The sequence below is a fragment of the Bacillus sp. WMMC1349 genome, assembly GCF_013155385.1.
Taxonomy (GTDB): domain Bacteria; phylum Bacillota; class Bacilli; order Bacillales; family Bacillaceae; genus Bacillus.
The window spans coordinates 748,247-764,593 of the sequence record NZ_JABJUQ010000007.1; the positions used below are offsets into that span (position 1 = coordinate 748,247).

The following is a 16,347-nucleotide window of genomic DNA, read 5'->3' on the forward strand; positions in this document are numbered from 1 at the left end:
CCTTTGAGTTAAGTATTCAAAGGGATTTTTCGGGAATTTACCAACTGCTATCTTTCTCGTACCCTAACCTAATCAAAAACTCTCCAGCAATTTCTTTAAACGCCTCTTTATGACTTGCATTAAATTCTTCTTTCCAATCCCCGATACTTCCTTTTCTGAATGTATCGGAAGTACTTTGATTAATATTGTGTTTCATATTTTGCAATAATTGCTGTTTAGATATATTTAGTGATTGAAGATCATTCCATAAGTAATCAATGATTTTCATGATTGTTTGATTTTGGGAGCTTTCATTTCGAACTAAATCTTCAAAAGTAACAATACAAATCCCGGATACTTCAGCCCATCTTATAAAATTCTTAGTGAAATCATGTATATTTGGAAGCATGCCTATTCCGTATTTAGCCTGTTCTTCTTTGTTTAGAACCGTTCCTTTGATCATGGCCATCAGTCGATCTTCGTGGTTTTTTAAACCGTTCTTTAAATAAGGATTCCATGGATGGTTATATTTGTTGATCATCACAAAATGGACCAGTGAGACCGCTATATCTCTTAAATCTCTATAAATAAAAATCGTTTTAATATCTGAATCATTTAACATTTTCTCGCGATTTTGTGAATAGGCAAAGTGTCCTGTTGCTACATATCCAGTTTTAAGATTTTTTAAGTGCTTTTCTTCAAAAACCCAAAAATCAGTTCTTCTCATTCCAGGTATACCGAGAATAATTTGTAATAGTAAATGTGTACCACTTTTCGGCACTGAATTCACTAATATTTTTGGTAACTTCATTTTTTGATGTTGTTCCAGTAAATTGCTCTTTAATATTTCAGTCTGATATAGCTCACCGTATTCATAATCTTCACCAAGTAAAACAGAACGAGTACTTACACGCTGATGTGCCTGATCAATAACTGCAAAAGGAAGCCGTTCTGATAGCTCTTTCATTTGGTGTCCTTTAATAATCATATTATATAAAACGAGTGTTGAAGAAGGAAATGGTCCTTTGCCATAAATGAGTGTAAAAGGTGTGTCGGCCCCCAGCAGCCCTTTGCAAACAGCCTCTTTTTCTGATGCATCTGGTAAGTGGATCAAAGCAACCCTTGGATCTTCGATATGTTGAAGGGTTTGAATAGCGGATTGATCTAGTGTTCGATCGACGATAAGCAACTTATAATTGCTATAGGACTGTTCTAATAATTGTTCCAATTTACCAACTGTTTCTTCAGATCCATCTTTGACAGGGTAAATAACAGTTAGATTAAAAGGAATGTTTCTTCGTTGTCTTGCCTGATGTCTAGCAAGATTAAAAGCGTATCTCCATCTGCGGTGCTGAATTTTTGAATTTCTTAATCGAGCAGATACACTCATCGGTGAATGGGTACGATAATTCATCAGGATCTCTTCTATAAACACGATATCGCAAACTTCTGTTAAGCGCAGCCAGTATTCATAATCTTCAACAGGTTCTAGATGATATCCGTCAATCATTGCTGCGAACCGTTTTTTATACATAAAGGATACCCCAATAAAACAAACATCAAGAAGGTTCTCTTTCGGCTGGTTTTGGTATTTGTAAAATTCTTCTATTGACGGTTGGTGTAAGTGTAAAAATTCACCATTAGCATCAATATGTCGAAAACTGCTAAAAGCAAGACCAACATTTTCTGGGGCAGTTTCCAGTGCATTTCGAAGCTTTTCGGTGAAATCAGGATAATAAAAGTTATCACTGGAAACCCATGTGAAATATTTTACTTCTTCAATATCCAGTAAGTAATCAAACCCGATGTTTAATGTTTTTGCGACGCCTTCATTTTTCTCCTTAAGAATCAAATGTACACGGTCGTCTTCTTTTGTAACATATTGAATGATGTCAATCGTTTCAGGAGGTGCACCATCAGAAACAATCACAAAATGAAAGTTTTGATAAGTTTGCTTTAAAATTGACCGTAGTGCTATCTCTAAATACTCAGGGGTTTGCTTATAAACAGGCATAACAATCCCTACATCTTTCATTTGTATCCACCTTTCAAAATGAAAAGATTTACTCATGATAACGACGATAAAAATTCAAAATATCTGCCAGTGATGTTTTAAACGGAATATTCGGTTCCCATTCTAATTCCCTAACTTTTGCAGGATTCAAATCAAGTTTAGTTTCGATCTTTTCATCTGTCTTTGTTTTGACTTTGAAATCTATGGCTGTTAGCTTTTGATAACCACTGATCACTTCTTGAAGCGAGTGAAGCGTACCTGACGCAATTTCATAATTCTCTCCCGGTTTTCCTTTTGAGAATAGGATTTCATAGGCGCGGACAACGTCTCTTACATCTAAGAAATCGCGGACAACATTTGGATTATCCACTTTGAGCACCCTTTCAGCATGATGATTCTCCATATCGACTATTTGTTTGGCGAAAATGGCGCAGACGCCTTGAGAAAATCCTGGTCCAATTAGATTCGAAGGCTTTGCAATAATGATTTGCATCTGATATAAGGTTTCCCAAGCTTGAGCAACAAATGTTTGCATTGTTTTACTTAAACTATATGGGTGCGGAAGAGTTGATAAATCATTGAGATCAAATTGTAAAACTGAGCCGGCGATACAAATTTTACATTCCGGGTTTTCGTGACGAAGTGCTTCAATTAAATACAAAGTGGGTAAAAGATTATTTTCCAAAGATGAAACAGGGTCAATCCATGATTGTCCAACATGATTTTGCCCAGCTAAATGGAGGAGATATTGAGGTTTTGTCTTTTGGATTAGTCGAATTACAGCTTCTTGGTCTGTCAAATCGCAAAACTCAAGTTTTACGCCATCATCCGGCAAATTTGATCTTGTAACGGCTGTTACATCAAAACCTGATTCTGCAAAGTGGCGGCATGCATGCTTACCCGTAAATCCGCCTGCTCCCGTGATTAATAGTCTTGAATGCTGATCATTCACTGATCTTGCATCCTATCTCTATAAAGGGAGAAAATCCAGTTGTTTGCATGGTAGCATCCTACCTTTCTATTCATGTCATTTTTTTCTCTAATATATTATGTCTTTCTTTTTTTATTGCTATAGGCATGATAATGGTTTCCTTAGTCGTAGCAAACAATCCAATGACATCATAAGTTATCTTTAGGATGTTGCCGAATAAGGAGGAAACTTCATGATCCCATTAATTCATTTGAAAAAGCAGTTTCAAGCAGTAAAAAAAGAGGTTTTAAAGGAATTGGAAGAAGTTTTAGACAGCGGACAATATATATTGGGTCCAAAAGTGAAAGAGTTAGAGAAAAGAATTGCTCAAAAACTTGGCGTACAAGAAGCGGTTGCTGTCGCCAACGGCACTGATGCTTTAGTACTCACACTTATAGCTTATGGGATTGGAAAGGGGGATGAAGTCATTACGACACCATTCACTTTTTTTGCAAGTGCTGAAGCGATATCAAGAGTTGGAGCGACACCTGTATTTGTAGATGTTGATCCACTCACATACAATCTTGATCCTAAAAAAGTAGAAGAGAAAGTCACAACGGCGACAAAAGCCATCATTCCTGTTCATATTTTCGGCCAACCTGCAGATATGGATGACATCATGGCAATTGCTAAAAAATACGGGCTGCTTGTGATTGAAGATGCATGTCAAGCATTTGGTGCTGAATATAGAGGTCGTCAAGTTGGCAGTCTTGGAGATGCGGCTTGTTTTTCATTTTTTCCGACCAAAAACTTGGGCACTTTAGGTGATGGCGGAATGGTCGTCATGTCAGATCCTGATCTTGCTGATCAGATTAGACAGCTCAGAACCCATGGAACAAACAAAAAATATTTTCATGACAAAATCGGTTTTAACAGCAGGCTTGATGAATTACATGCTGCCATCTTACTGATTCTTCTTGAGAACATCGATGGCTGGAATGAACAAAGACGAGAAATCGCAAAACGTTACAAGGAATCATTGGCTATAGCTCAACATCTCACACTACCGCAGGAAAAAGCAGACCGTACACATATTTATCATCTTTATTGTATCGGTACGAAAAATCGCAGCGATATGATGAAATTACTTGAGAAACAGCAGATTCATTCAGGTGTTTACTATCCATGCTGTCTTCACTTACAAAACATTTATGCTTCATTACCATATAAAAAGGGAGATTTTCCGGTAGCCGAATCTTTATCAGCGACACTTTTTGCCATTCCAATGAGTCCTTTTCTATCAAGGGAGGAACAGGATCAGGTGATTTCTGTTTTACTTGAAAGTGGGGCAGGGGATAGATGACGATCCATTTTGGTTTAATCGGTTGCGGGTATATGTCGAAAAAACATCTTGCTGCATTGGGTAAGTGTCAGGATGCGATTCTTTTAGCTGTTAGTGATATAGAGAAAAAAAGAATGAGAGAAGCTGTCGGTTGTCATCCTAGCACCTCCCATTATCAGGATTATACTGAGTTGCTTTGCGATCCTCAAATAGATGCAGTCATCATTGCGGTCATTTCTGGACTCCATGCTGAAATCGCTAAACAATCTTTATTGGCAGGTAAACATGTCATTTTAGAAAAACCGATGACACTATCATTAAAAGATGCCAATGATATTATTCAATTAGCAGAGCAAAAAAACTTAAAACTGATGGTATGCCATCAAATGCGGCACCGTCCAATTATGAAAAAGATGAAAGAAACGATAGATCAAGGAAAATTAGGGAATCTCTACTTGGGTGCGGTATCACTACGTCTCAACCGGTCCCCTGCTTATTTTGAAGCGGCTTCTTGGCGCGGAAATTGGGAACAGGATGGGGGGATGCTTGTTAATCAAGGAATCCATTTGCTCGATCTCATGCAATGGTTTTTAGGAGGTGTCAGCTATGTATATGGCGACATGCTCACAACAACATCAAAAAAAGAAACAGAAGATGTAGCTGTCGGTGTTCTAACGTTTGAAAACGGGGCGAAAGGAGTCATTGAAGCCAACATTGTGACCCAACCGAATAATCTGGGCAACTCACTTTCGATTTTTGGAGAAAATGGAACGATTTCTCTGGAAGGTTCTTCTTTAAATCGAATCAGTCGTTGGTTTGTTGCTGGAGAAGACAAACGAGAAGAGATGGCAAAACTGATTGATGTTCAGGATGAACAGATTTTCATGTATAAAAATTTTATCAACGCTGTTCAATGTGATGAATCACTTTTGATTGATGGATATGAAGGGAAAAAAGCACTGGAAACGATATTTGCAATCTACCAATCCGCATTGACAAAACAGCCTGTGAGATTACCTTTAGCATCATTTGAAACAACGGCTTTGAAAAAGAAATAAGTGAAAAATGGTAGATCGTCCCTATCAAAAAAATAACCAAAACATACTTTATTAAAGGAATGAACCTGAAGGGGCGATTTTATGATGCACAAACAAAATCCGCAACAAACGATCGCAATAATAGGTTTAGGGTTTGTTGGTTTGCCCTTGGCTATGTTATTAATTTCCAAAGAAATGTCAGTGATCGGCATTGATTTGGCTGAAGAAAAAATCAAATCTCTACATGCAGGAAATAGCTATATTTCTGATATAAAAGGGGAAACGGTGAAGAAGGGAATTGACAGCGGTCTTTTTCGAGTTTCTTCAAATTATCAGCTCATCAAAGAAGCTGATGCGGTCATTATATGTGTGCCAACTCCACTAAACAACAACTCAGAGCCTAATTTAGACGATGTGAAAAGCGCGTCTCAGTCAATTAGTCAATATTTACAAAAAGGTCAACTTGTTGTGTTGGAAAGTTCAACATATCCTGGTACGACGAGAGATATCGTTAAGCCGATCCTAGAAAAAAGCGGTTTGACTTGTGGAAGGGATTTTTATTTGGCTTATTCACCTGAACGGGTCGACCCGGGAAACCAGTTTCCGATTGAGGTCGTTCCAAAAGTAGTTGGGGGTACATCAGAAGGGTGCCTGAAAAAGGTGTATGATTTGTACAGCTGTATCTATCAAGAAGTTGTTCCTGTCACATCACCAGAAACTGCTGAACTTACAAAACTACTAGAAAATACGTATCGCTTTATTAATATTTCCTTTATAAATGAGTTTGCTATGATTTGCGAGCAACTCGGCATAAACGTTTGGGAAGTGATTCATGCAGCAAACACAAAACCATACGGATTTGCTGCATTTTATCCTGGCCCAGGAATCGGTGGCCACTGTATACCGGTCGACCCATTATATTTACAATTTATTATTAAAAAAAGCGGCTTAATGAGTGACTTTATTCAGCTATCAGAAGAGACAAATGAAAAAATCGTCCGCTATATCGCGGAACGATCATTACAATTAGCGGGAACAGAAAACCCAACTGAGGCAAATATTTTAATTTACGGTGTCACTTATAAACGCAATGTTGCAGATGTCCGTGAATCTCGATCATTAAATATTATACAAAGACTGATAGAGATGGGTGCCAAGGTATCCTATCATGACCCGCATATTCCTGAGCTCTATATTGATGAAAAAAAGCTTTTCAGCACTTTAATTGATGCTAAATCATTGGAAAAATACGATTGTGTTGTACTCCTAACCGATCATGCTGAATTACCGAAAGAACGACTATTACAACATGCTACAGTGATTTTTGACACGAGAGGGATTTTGACAGAGACTTCAGGCAATGCGAAAGTTGCCCAGCTTGGAAATGGTTTGTCCCATCCTCTATTTACTCAGTAATTAATTTGTAAATAAAAAATAACGGATAAATCATTAAAAAAAGATTAAATGACCACCAAGCCGGATCGAAATCTTGATTGAACACCCAAAATGAAATGGCCTGCAGTCCGGAACAAAACGTTAAGACTAGAGAAGCAAGGGCAACGTTTTTCCATAACGCCTGCCCTTTTTTATGTAAGTATAAACTCCACAGACCTGTGATGGATATCAGTATATCTAACGGAAAAAAAGACCAATTCCAAGATATCATAATCGGATTATCATAGTCTTTAAATGCCGCACTCACAGGGATGAGATGAAAAAAAGTAACGAACCAATATAAAATAAATCCAATATCAGTAATCATGAAGAATGGTTTTAAATGCCTCACAGTTTTCCCCCTGTTTCAATTTGTGGAAGATGATTGATGGTATTTAACATCACGACTCCAGCTATAATCAAAGTGATAGCTACCACTTTAAGGAGACTAATGCTTTCGTTAAAATATAAAAAACCGATTATTGAAATAAAGACAATTCCCATACCAGACCATACTGCATAGGCAATAGAAATATCCATTGTTTTTAATGTAAGTGTCAAAAATATCAAACTTGCAACATAAAAAACAAGTAACAAGATGCTTGGAAAAAGCTTTGAAAATCCATTAGAGAGTTTCATACTAATCGTTCCCGCTGTTTCAAAAAGAATCGCTAAAAATAAATAGAGCCACTGCATAAGATGTTTTCTCCTTTAATGATGTTTAATAACAATACCGTGTAAGAGAATATCGACAACAGATTTTAAAATCGCTCCAATTGTGTCCTGATTCTTGAGTGATGATGAGGGATCATAAATCTGATTCAGACTACCTGTGTATATTTGAATGAATAAGGGTAATGGGATGTTTTTGATAATTCCGTCGGCTTTTCCTAGTTCAAATAGTTCTTCAACAATGGACCAGTCTTCTTTTAAAAACAAATCAAGCTTTGCCCATTGTTTGTAATGAAATTTCTTTAACTCTGTCAATAAACGAACATCCATTAATTCAAATTCTGTCGGTAAGCTTATTAAAATTTGTTCAATCTTTTCTATTAAACTAAGCTGTGCATTAGCTGAGATTGCTTTCTCTTTTTCTTTGATTTGAAAAATGAAATGATCAATGACATGATCAACTAGTTCATCTTTGGATGAGAAGTGCTCGTAAATTGTTCGCTTGCTGATCGCTAATTGTTTGGCTAAATCGCTCATTGTAAAGGTAAATCCTTTTTGTTGCATCATGCTAATCGTTTCTTTGATCATTCGTTCTTTCATTGATGTTACCTCCTTTTTGGTACTGAAAATAATGTATTGGTACCAATGGTATCGTACACCAATAAGAAGACATTTGTAAAATATTTTGAATGTCTCACATTGAAAAGAAAGAAGAATACAATGCGAAAAAGGGCCTAAAGGGTGAGAAGTGTGTGGATCGGAATTTTGTTCATCATCTTAGGATTAGGGATTACCATATTTGCCGTTAGCTTAATTGTCAGTTATTTGTTTGTGTTGCCCAGCCGCAAAAGTTATGAACAAACATTTTGTGACGGGATTCAAAACGGTGAAATCATGGTTGATATGTTTGAAGCACATCAAAAGGAAGAACTGTTTATTACGTCTAATGATGGCTGTTCGCTTCATGCGATCCTTTTCCCTGTACCGGAAAGTCGGAAAGCCATTCTCATAGCTCACGGTATGAAATGGTCATTATTAGGAGGATGCAAATATGTCGAACTGTTTCAATCACTCGGTTATCATGTGTTGCTTTGTGACAACAGGTGCCACGGGCTAAGCGGTGGCTCACATGTTTCATACGGATTTTATGAAAAGAATGACTTAGCAATGTGGACGGATGAACTTGAGAAAAGACTTGGCAAAAATATGTGGATCGGTGTGCTTGGTGAATCACTGGGAGCGGCGGCAGCCATTGAATTGATGAAACAAGACCGCAGAATTCGATTTTGTATTGCTGATTCATGTTTTAGCGATTTGACCGAGCTTTGCCGCTTTCAACTGAAAACGGCTGTCAGAATGGCTGTGCCCTTTTTGATTCCGTTGACTAGCACGCTGATAAAGCGAAGGCATGGCTGGAGTCTTTCTGATATTTCTCCAGTCAAGCATCTTGAACAAAATGATACACCATTCTTTATTATTCATGGAACAGAAGATCAACTTGTTCCTTTCAAAATGGCAAAAGTGTTGTATGAGCGGAAAAAAGGCTTCAAACAACTGTATTTAATTGAAGGAGCAGGACATGTCGGCGGATTTCACCAAAACCAAGAGGAATACGTCAAAAAGATAACGGATTTCTTAGTGAAGGTGGAACCAACCAACTAATCATGCTACACCTTTTCCACAGCTGATTTTTTTCTGATGTTATTGATTGTAGAGGCGTGTACCTTTCCCCAGTTCATCATTTGGTTAATAATCGGTACAAGTGTTTCACCGAAATCAGTTAAACTGTATTCGACTTTAGGCGGTACCTGTTTATAAATTTTGCGGTGAACAATCCCATCACGTTCAAGTTCACGAAGCTGGAGAGTCAGCATGCGCTGTGTAACGCTTGGCATTAAACGCCGCAATTCATTGAAACGTTTTTTCTCATCAATTAAATGAAATAAAATAATACTCTTCCATTTACCGCCGATGATGTCAATCGTCGCTTCTACTGGACATGAATATCCTTCTAGGATCGTGCAGTTTGCAGAATGATCTTCCATATTCACTCTCTCCTTAGTATAAAAAATGATACTATCTAACAAAAATGTGCGTACTTTTATCTTTTATTATAACGGCTAAAATGGAACTTGAGAAAGAAATATAAACTGAAGAAAAGGGGAGAAGCATTATGCCAGATCAATTTAAAAAACAGGACATTCTTAACGCCTTTGAATTTAGACATGCTACTAAAGAGTTCGATCCAAAGAAAAAAGTTTCAAAAGAAGATTTTCAGTTTATATTAGAGACCGGTCGATTATCTCCGAGTTCTATCGGTCTTGAACCTTGGAAGTTTCTTGTCATTCAAAATCAAGACTTACGGGAAAAGCTGCGCAAAGTATCATGGGGAGCCCAAGGACAGCTGCCAACCGCCAGTCATTTCGTTGTGCTGCTCGGCCGAACTGCGCAAGATATGAGATATGATTCTGACTATGTCACACATCAATTAAGAGATGTAAAAAAATGGCCGGAAGATATGATTGAAAGTGGAGTAAAAGGTGGAATCATTAAGAGTTTTCAAGATGATGATTTTCATTTGCTAGAGAGTGACAGAGCGATGTTTGACTGGGTGTCCAAACAAACTTATATCGCCCTTGCAAATATGATGACAGCGGCCGCAATGATTGGTATTGACTCATGTCCAATCGAAGGATTTAATTATGATGCTGTTCATAAGCTTCTTGAAAATGAAGGGCTGCTTGAAAACGGTCAGTTTGATATTTCTGTCATGGTTGCATTCGGATACCGGATGAAAGAACCGCGTCCTAAAACAAGAAAGCCAATGGATCAAGTGGTGGAATGGGTGGAATAAATCACTTCTATTGAAAAGGGGCTGTCCAGTAAGTCAATTTTTGACGATTGGACACCCTTTTCATATTTAACAAGCGCTAGTATATCAGCAATCTTCAATGATAATTTTTTTAATTTTGCTCTTTTGGGCAAGTACTTTTAAGGTTTGTCATATCATTTATTCCCATCTCTCTTTTTGTATATGATAGTTTTCTTCAGTTATCATGATCTTCTGAAAAGGTGCTGGACAGATTTTATTATACTTACGAATTTGAACGTTGATTTCCTCTAGTTGCTTGAAAGATTTGAGATTGTTTAACGCATCAGAGATCTTTTTTTGGAGTTTGATCCATTCTGGCAGGTATCCAGCATTTCGGGCTATTTTTTGAAAATGCTGGTATGTGTCACCGCTGAAAAACTCCTCAGGTAGTGGCTTACCTTTACCAGGCAAATCTTTAGACTGATCAGATTGTTTGAGAATGTCTCCGATCGGGTCCCGATATTCCATCATTCATTCCTCCTTATTTAATACGTAGGGTTTTTCTCCCCTTCAATATAAAAATGATTTTTGGAAGGTAAAAAGGTCATCATACATAAAATGACTGTAATGAATAACATGACAAATGAACCTGCAATGAACACTGGTTTTACGGTAAAAAGATTTGCTGTCAATCCTACTAAAAGAGTTACAAAAATGTTAAGGATAGCTTGGAATAAACTATAGATGCTTGTGATTCTCCCCATCATCTTCACATCGACATTTTTTTGATAAAAGGTTAAAAAACCAGTGTTAGCAAAAGCAAGAAAAAATGCAAGTATGAAAAATCCAAGTGCAGTAACAGTCACTGTTGTCGAAAGTGAAAACATGACATAACCACTAGCAAATAAAATCGTGCCGAATCCAATTAATAGATTGATCGAAAAGTATTTAACTGCAATAGAGTTGAATAATGAACCGGTTAATATTCCTGCTCCAGACACACTCACTAAAAATCCGTATTGGCTATCAGTTAAATGAAGAACATCTTTAGCGAAGACCGTTTCTTGGGCATCAAGAGCCCCTGCAATTAAAAGTGAACCATGATAAAGAAAATAGATTGTCATCGTATATAAAGCGTTTTTACTAAAATGATAAACTTCAATCCAGTCTTGACGAATAATAGACCAACTCATTTTAGCTGTTGCGGCTTGATGTTCAGTTTTTTCGAGTTTAGGCATCCAAATCATGATCAGACCTGAAAATAGAAATGATCCAGCATTACAGTAGATCGCTAAAATAGGAGATCCAACCATAAATAATACGCCTGCTGCAGCTGGACCGATTAAGAAAGCTCCAGAATTCACTAAACTAAGAAGAGAGTTAAAGCGTTTTCGCTTTTTTTCTGGAATGAGCTTTGTGATATATGTCATCGAACTCGGACTAAAAATAGAACTAGCCATATTGATTAAGAAAATGATGATATAGATGAAAGAAAGTGAGGTCGACAGTGGAATGAACAAAAGAAGTCCAAACCTTATCATGTCCATCGTTATCATGATGTTCCTTTTGTTGAACCTATCAATGATACTCCCTGACCAAAAGTTGGTGACCAACATTGCAATTGGTTTGATAATGTAGATAGTTGCTACAGCTGTAGGCGAGTCTGTCATATCATAGATTAATAATGATAATGCGATTAAATAAATCCAATCACCAATATTGGAGATACCGATCCCAAATAATAATAGAATTGTCCATTTGATCTCTTCTAATTTAAACTTCATCGTATAGATCTTTACCCCTTGTTTATTTGATGCTCATGAACCTGACATCGGGCAAGTAAATAAGAACTTTATTGCAAATGAACATTTTTGTGATTGCATTGTTCAACAGGTTTGACCGCGTGTCCATTTTCATCTGTGCACCAAGATTGAGATTGGAAAGCGAGAAAAATGGCTACCCATCTGTTTTCTTGTTCAAAGTGGATTAAGATGCCTCCATCTTGCCAGATTCCATTGTCATTTTTCCACCGTTCCAAATTTCCCTGGTTCATATGAATATCATGGATACCGTTTCCAGGTAAAAAATCAAAATAACGATCTGGTGTGTTTTCTTCTGGTCCCCAACGATCTCCGAAAGCATAGATGGTAGCTGATTGATCAATCGCTTGCTGAACATAATATTGAATTTTTTCATTTAAGTCATTATCGATCCCATCCAGATCTGGCGGTAAAGGAATCATCTTACTGGAATCTAATAAATTTCCACGGATAAAATCAAGGCCGATATCTGGACAATTATTTCGGATAGAAGTAAAACCGAAATCTAAATCTGGTAACTTGATGATGTCCTCTGAATGAAAATGTTCATCAACCATATACAATACTTCTGAAGGATGTGCTTGGGATTTAATATTAATCGCAATTCGATATTGTATATCTTGCTCATCTTGAATCAATACTTGAAAATGAGGCTTTTCACCACTTCCTAGCATCGTTTTAACTGCTTTACCTTTTAAAACTCCATAATTTTTTACAGGCATCATCATGTCCTCCTTAAGCAGATTTTTGCCAAACACTCTGATCTGGTAAAACAACTTCTTTTATTCTATTTTCAATAGTTGGTGCTACTACATCAGATTGTGCCAGCTGTTCAATAAATACTTCATAGTCTGTAATGCCCAAACTGACTTTATTTTTTGCTTTTTTAAAGACATTGTAGCCGTCCCCGCCGCTAGCAATGAAGTGAGTTGTGGCGACTCGATAAGTTTGCTTTAGATCGAGTGGTTCTGATTCACCTATTTTATTGCTGAGTTTTACATCCAGAACCCGGTTTCCTTCTGATTTATTTCGTGTAAAAGTAAATGTTAAGCCAGCCACATGAGGAAACGCACCACCGCCTTCTTCAATTTGACTGACACCATGTTCAAGTGCCTTGACAATTTGAGCTCCTGTTAAGTCTGCAGTATAAATCGTCTTGCTAAATGGCATGACATGGAGAACATCACTAAAGGTAATCACACCTTGAGGTATCCCATTTCTAATACTACCGCCATTGATGATTGCCAAGTCGGCAGTGCCAGATTGTTTTGCCTTGTTTAACATGCTGTCAGCAATCAGATTTCCCAGATTTGTCTCTTTTGAACGGACATGCTCTCGTTTTCCATCAAGCGGAACAGCAGTAAATCCAACTTTTTTTGTTTTTAATTGATTAAGCTCCTGTTTAAATTTCTCAAGCTTTTTCTTTACTGTTGGCTCTTCCTGTATCTTTTCATCAATTGTGATCGCCTGAAAACAGGATTTTTTGGTTTGCACGATTCCGCTCCTATCAAACACGAGATCAACTCTGCCTAAAAATTGACCATAGTCTTTGACTTGGGCAACGATTGTCGGCTCTTTGTTTGGAACAACTTTCAATTGGTCCACTAGTGTATGCGTATGACCGCCGATAATCAAGTCGATTCCTTTCACTTTTTTGGCAAGCTCCAAATCGCGGTTGTAGCCAAGATGGGTCAGGGCGATCACTTTATTGATGTTTTCGGTTTTAGTGATTTTTTTGACAGTTTTTTTTGCGGACTGATAAGCGTTTTTGAATGTTATATTTGGGCCTGGGCTTGATGTATATCTTGTAGTTTCTGTCGTCAATCCAAAAACAGCGACCTTTTCTCCATTGATATCAAGCACAATGTAAGGGTAAATTCCACTTTGTTTATTTTGGGTTGTTTTAAAGACCATCGGTTTTTTATGCCATATATTGAGGACGGGGTCCTTTGAAACATCGATATTTGAACTAACGATTGGGAAGGTTGGTGCTTCAAACAAATGCCGGTTATCAGGATCAACAGCCAGACCATTTCCACTCAGAAAGTCAGCAAGTCCTTTTGGTCCTTTATCAAATTCATGGTTGCCGAGAGTCATCGCATCATAACCGACCATGTTCATCATTTTTAGATCGGCGAGCCCGTTCCATTTTGTAAAATAAAGATCTCCGGAGAACACATCTCCAGCATCAAGCAAGATGTTGTTTGCCGTTTCATCGCGGATTTCATTGATTTTTGTGGCTCGTCTTGCGGTATGTTCAAGATGGGCATGCGTATCATTTGTATGCATCACTGTTACTGTCCAGTTCTTTTCAGATTCCGGTGGCTTAGTCTCGTCAAAAGTTAATTTATAAACACCATATCCTTGATTTGCTGATTCTCTTACAAAATCGATACTTTTCAATTTTTCAGCAAAAGGTTTTGCTAGTAAAGATGATTCAAAGATAATTTTTGGTCCTCTGACAGGTTTGATTGACCAGTTATTGTCTGCTTTCGGGTTAATAGTGCCTTTTGCCATGATATAGTTCATCAGCACCTGCCGATTTTCATCAGCTGCCATATAAACAACTTTCTCCTTTGACAAATGAGGGAAGCCTCCACCTCCGAATGCACGGTAATTATTGGTGACGATCAGAAATTCCTGTTCATCTTTGACTGGTTTTCCGTTGTATGCTAAATGTTTAATGCGGTTCGCTTGCGGGTTTTTTAGTGTTCCTGATCGATCATATTTTGTAGGCTCTGTAATGTCGATCTCATATGTCACACCATCAATCACATCATAATTATATGACCTAAAGTCTTGATGAAGCAGAGCCTGTTCCTCAGTGTTGGAAGGGTCAATTTGATTAAACTGTCCCGCTGACATCTCAAGCCAATCCTTCACTTCACTTCCTGTCAGTTTGACGATATAAAGCGTATTATCATACAAATACAGATCGCCGATATGTTTAATCGCCAAATCACCGGCACGAATATTTGTATAGTAATCAGGTCCATTGCGGCCGCCTGCTTTAAATGGAGCGCTTGCTGAGAGAATGGGCAAGTAGTCATATTTGGTGTCTTTTATCACATCTCTGGCGTACCATTTCTGTGCATCAGCGACGATCTGAATAGATGGATCATCGACAACTTGCGAGAAAAAGCTGTTAATATCAACTTCAGTTTTGCCAATTGGTTTGCGGACAAATTGTAATGTTTTTTCATGAGTACTTTTGATCGACTCAGTCACCGTTTGATGTGGTGAAGTAACACTCTCAATTGCTTCTGTTTTTGCATCATTGTCTTTAACTGTCCATTTTCCATCATTTTGCACAAGCTGCAGATTGATGATGCCTAAATGACTGCCCCAGTTTTTCGGCATGACGACAGGAATTCCGTTAATTGTGCCTTTTTGAATGTCAATTTTAGCATTCCCTTGATAGTCAGGGCTTGGAAATAGATTATGCTGATGACCCGAAATTATAGCATCGATTCCAGAGGTTTTGAGAGCTAAATCAAATACAGCATTTTCAGCGCCTTTTGGCTGTTGTTTCGTTTCAATACCAGAATGCGCGAGAGCGATAATCAAGTCTGCTCCTTCTGCTTTCATTTTCGGAATCATTTCCTGGGCTGATTCAGTTATATCTTGCACAGTTATTTTTCCCTCAAGATGCTTATTATCCCAGGTTAATATTTGTGGAGGGGTAAACCCAATATAACCTATTTTAAGCTGCTGGTTTTGTCCCTTGTCATCGACAAATGTTCGTTCTTCGATATGGAATGGTCGATATTTGTGTTTTCCTTCCTTTGTTTTAATATTGGCGTTAACGATGGGGAATTTTGCGCCTTTTATTGTTCCATCTAGAAATTCTAGTCCATAGTTAAATTCATGATTTCCTAATGTACCGGCATCATAGTTCAGTTTGTTCATGACATCAATGATTGGATGAATTTTTGCTCTGGATATGATCTGTTCCCGTTCATGTTTGAAGACGTATTCTCCAAGAGGATTTCCTTGAATAAGATCACCATTATCGACAAGCAGTGTATTTGGTTGTTTACTGCGATGCTCTTCAATCAGCTGTGCCGTTCGAGCAAGTCCAAACTGGGTTGTCTGTTTGTCAGCATAATAATCATAATCCAACATATGGGCATGAACATCGGTTGTCGCTAAAATACTTAGATTGACTAACGGATCTTTGGTTTGTTCTTTCGCATGAATTTGTGTGTGAGAAAAAAGTAAGTGATGAACCATTGCTGACGGAATTAGGATACGGAAAATGTTTTTCCTCGAAAACCATCTGTTCTGTACTCCCACTATTTCTCCACCTTTCAAATGATGATAACTC

15 protein-coding genes are annotated in these 16,347 nt (G+C 37.7%); 5 read left to right on the forward strand and 10 right to left on the reverse strand.

Annotated elements, in window-relative coordinates; all coding sequences use genetic code 11:
• Positions 1-37: 37 nt before the first annotated feature.
• Complete coding sequence (locus tag HOO54_RS06180; RefSeq protein WP_172293446.1) at positions 38-2,014, reverse strand: glycosyltransferase; 1,977 nt, start codon at positions 2,012-2,014, stop codon at positions 38-40.
• A 28-nt stretch (positions 2,015-2,042) separates the two neighbouring features.
• Complete coding sequence (locus HOO54_RS06185) at positions 2,043-2,945, reverse strand: NAD-dependent epimerase/dehydratase family protein (protein WP_172293448.1); 903 nt, start codon at positions 2,943-2,945, stop codon at positions 2,043-2,045.
• A gap of 211 nt (positions 2,946-3,156) precedes the next feature.
• Between HOO54_RS06185 and HOO54_RS06190 the strand changes: the two genes are divergently transcribed.
• The 3 genes from HOO54_RS06190 to HOO54_RS06200 all read left to right on the forward strand — a co-directional run bounded on the left by HOO54_RS06190 (position 3,157) and on the right by HOO54_RS06200 (position 6,698).
• A complete protein-coding gene (locus tag HOO54_RS06190; RefSeq protein WP_172293450.1) occupies positions 3,157-4,266 on the forward strand; it encodes a DegT/DnrJ/EryC1/StrS family aminotransferase in 1,110 nt (369 codons plus the stop codon).
• A complete protein-coding gene (locus HOO54_RS06195; RefSeq protein ID WP_172293452.1) occupies positions 4,263-5,303 on the forward strand; it encodes a Gfo/Idh/MocA family protein in 1,041 nt (346 codons plus the stop codon). Before HOO54_RS06190 ends, HOO54_RS06195 begins: the two co-directional genes overlap by 4 nt.
• A gap of 81 nt (positions 5,304-5,384) precedes the next feature.
• Positions 5,385-6,698, forward strand: coding sequence for a nucleotide sugar dehydrogenase (locus HOO54_RS06200; protein ID WP_172293455.1), 1,314 nt, complete (start codon positions 5,385-5,387; stop codon positions 6,696-6,698).
• On the opposite strand, the gene HOO54_RS06205 is transcribed toward HOO54_RS06200, so the two are convergent.
• From HOO54_RS06205 to HOO54_RS06215, 3 genes are read right to left on the reverse strand one after another with little or no spacing between them, the layout of a single operon-like run.
• Positions 6,688-7,044, reverse strand: a complete 357-nt coding sequence (locus HOO54_RS06205; protein ID WP_172299393.1) for a YvaD family protein — start codon at positions 7,042-7,044, stop codon at positions 6,688-6,690. The genes HOO54_RS06200 and HOO54_RS06205 overlap by 11 nt on opposite strands.
• Positions 7,045-7,064: 20 nt before the next feature.
• Entirely contained in the window at positions 7,065-7,412 is a 348-nt protein-coding gene (locus tag HOO54_RS06210; RefSeq protein WP_172293457.1) for a DMT family transporter, read from the reverse strand.
• Between the two features lie 15 nt (positions 7,413-7,427).
• Positions 7,428-7,988, reverse strand: coding sequence for a TetR/AcrR family transcriptional regulator (locus HOO54_RS06215; protein ID WP_172293459.1), 561 nt, complete (start codon positions 7,986-7,988; stop codon positions 7,428-7,430).
• Positions 7,989-8,138: 150 nt separating this feature from the next.
• Between HOO54_RS06215 and HOO54_RS06220 the strand changes: the two genes are divergently transcribed.
• Entirely contained in the window at positions 8,139-9,050 is a 912-nt protein-coding gene (locus HOO54_RS06220; protein WP_172293461.1) for an alpha/beta hydrolase, read from the forward strand.
• 5 nt (positions 9,051-9,055) lie between these two features.
• Here HOO54_RS06220 and HOO54_RS06225 read toward each other — a convergent pair whose 3' ends face one another.
• The gene (locus tag HOO54_RS06225) at positions 9,056-9,433 is read right to left on the reverse strand and encodes a winged helix-turn-helix transcriptional regulator (protein WP_172293463.1); all 378 of its coding nucleotides are present in this window, start codon (positions 9,431-9,433) and stop codon (positions 9,056-9,058) included.
• 128 nt (positions 9,434-9,561) lie between these two features.
• On the opposite strand from HOO54_RS06225, the gene HOO54_RS06230 reads away from it, so the two are divergent.
• Positions 9,562-10,242, forward strand: coding sequence for an NAD(P)H-dependent oxidoreductase (locus tag HOO54_RS06230; protein WP_172293465.1), 681 nt, complete (start codon positions 9,562-9,564; stop codon positions 10,240-10,242).
• Between the two features lie 156 nt (positions 10,243-10,398).
• On the opposite strand, the gene HOO54_RS06235 is transcribed toward HOO54_RS06230, so the two are convergent.
• The 4 genes from HOO54_RS06235 to HOO54_RS06250 all read right to left on the reverse strand — a co-directional run bounded on the left by HOO54_RS06235 (position 10,399) and on the right by HOO54_RS06250 (position 16,316).
• On the reverse strand, positions 10,399-10,731 hold the full coding sequence (locus HOO54_RS06235) for a DnaJ family domain-containing protein (RefSeq protein ID WP_253907625.1): 333 nt from the start codon (positions 10,729-10,731) through the stop codon (positions 10,399-10,401).
• A 14-nt stretch (positions 10,732-10,745) separates the two neighbouring features.
• Positions 10,746-11,984 carry an MFS transporter gene (locus HOO54_RS06240; protein WP_172293467.1) on the reverse strand — a complete coding sequence of 413 codons (1,239 nt, stop codon included), beginning with the start codon at positions 11,982-11,984 and terminating at the stop codon, positions 10,746-10,748.
• 68 nt (positions 11,985-12,052) lie between these two features.
• Complete coding sequence (locus HOO54_RS06245) at positions 12,053-12,742, reverse strand: YukJ family protein (protein ID WP_172293469.1); 690 nt, start codon at positions 12,740-12,742, stop codon at positions 12,053-12,055.
• 13 nt (positions 12,743-12,755) lie between these two features.
• Entirely contained in the window at positions 12,756-16,316 is a 3,561-nt protein-coding gene (locus HOO54_RS06250; RefSeq protein ID WP_375335797.1) for a bifunctional 2',3'-cyclic-nucleotide 2'-phosphodiesterase/3'-nucleotidase, read from the reverse strand.
• Positions 16,317-16,347: the final 31 nt, after the last annotated feature.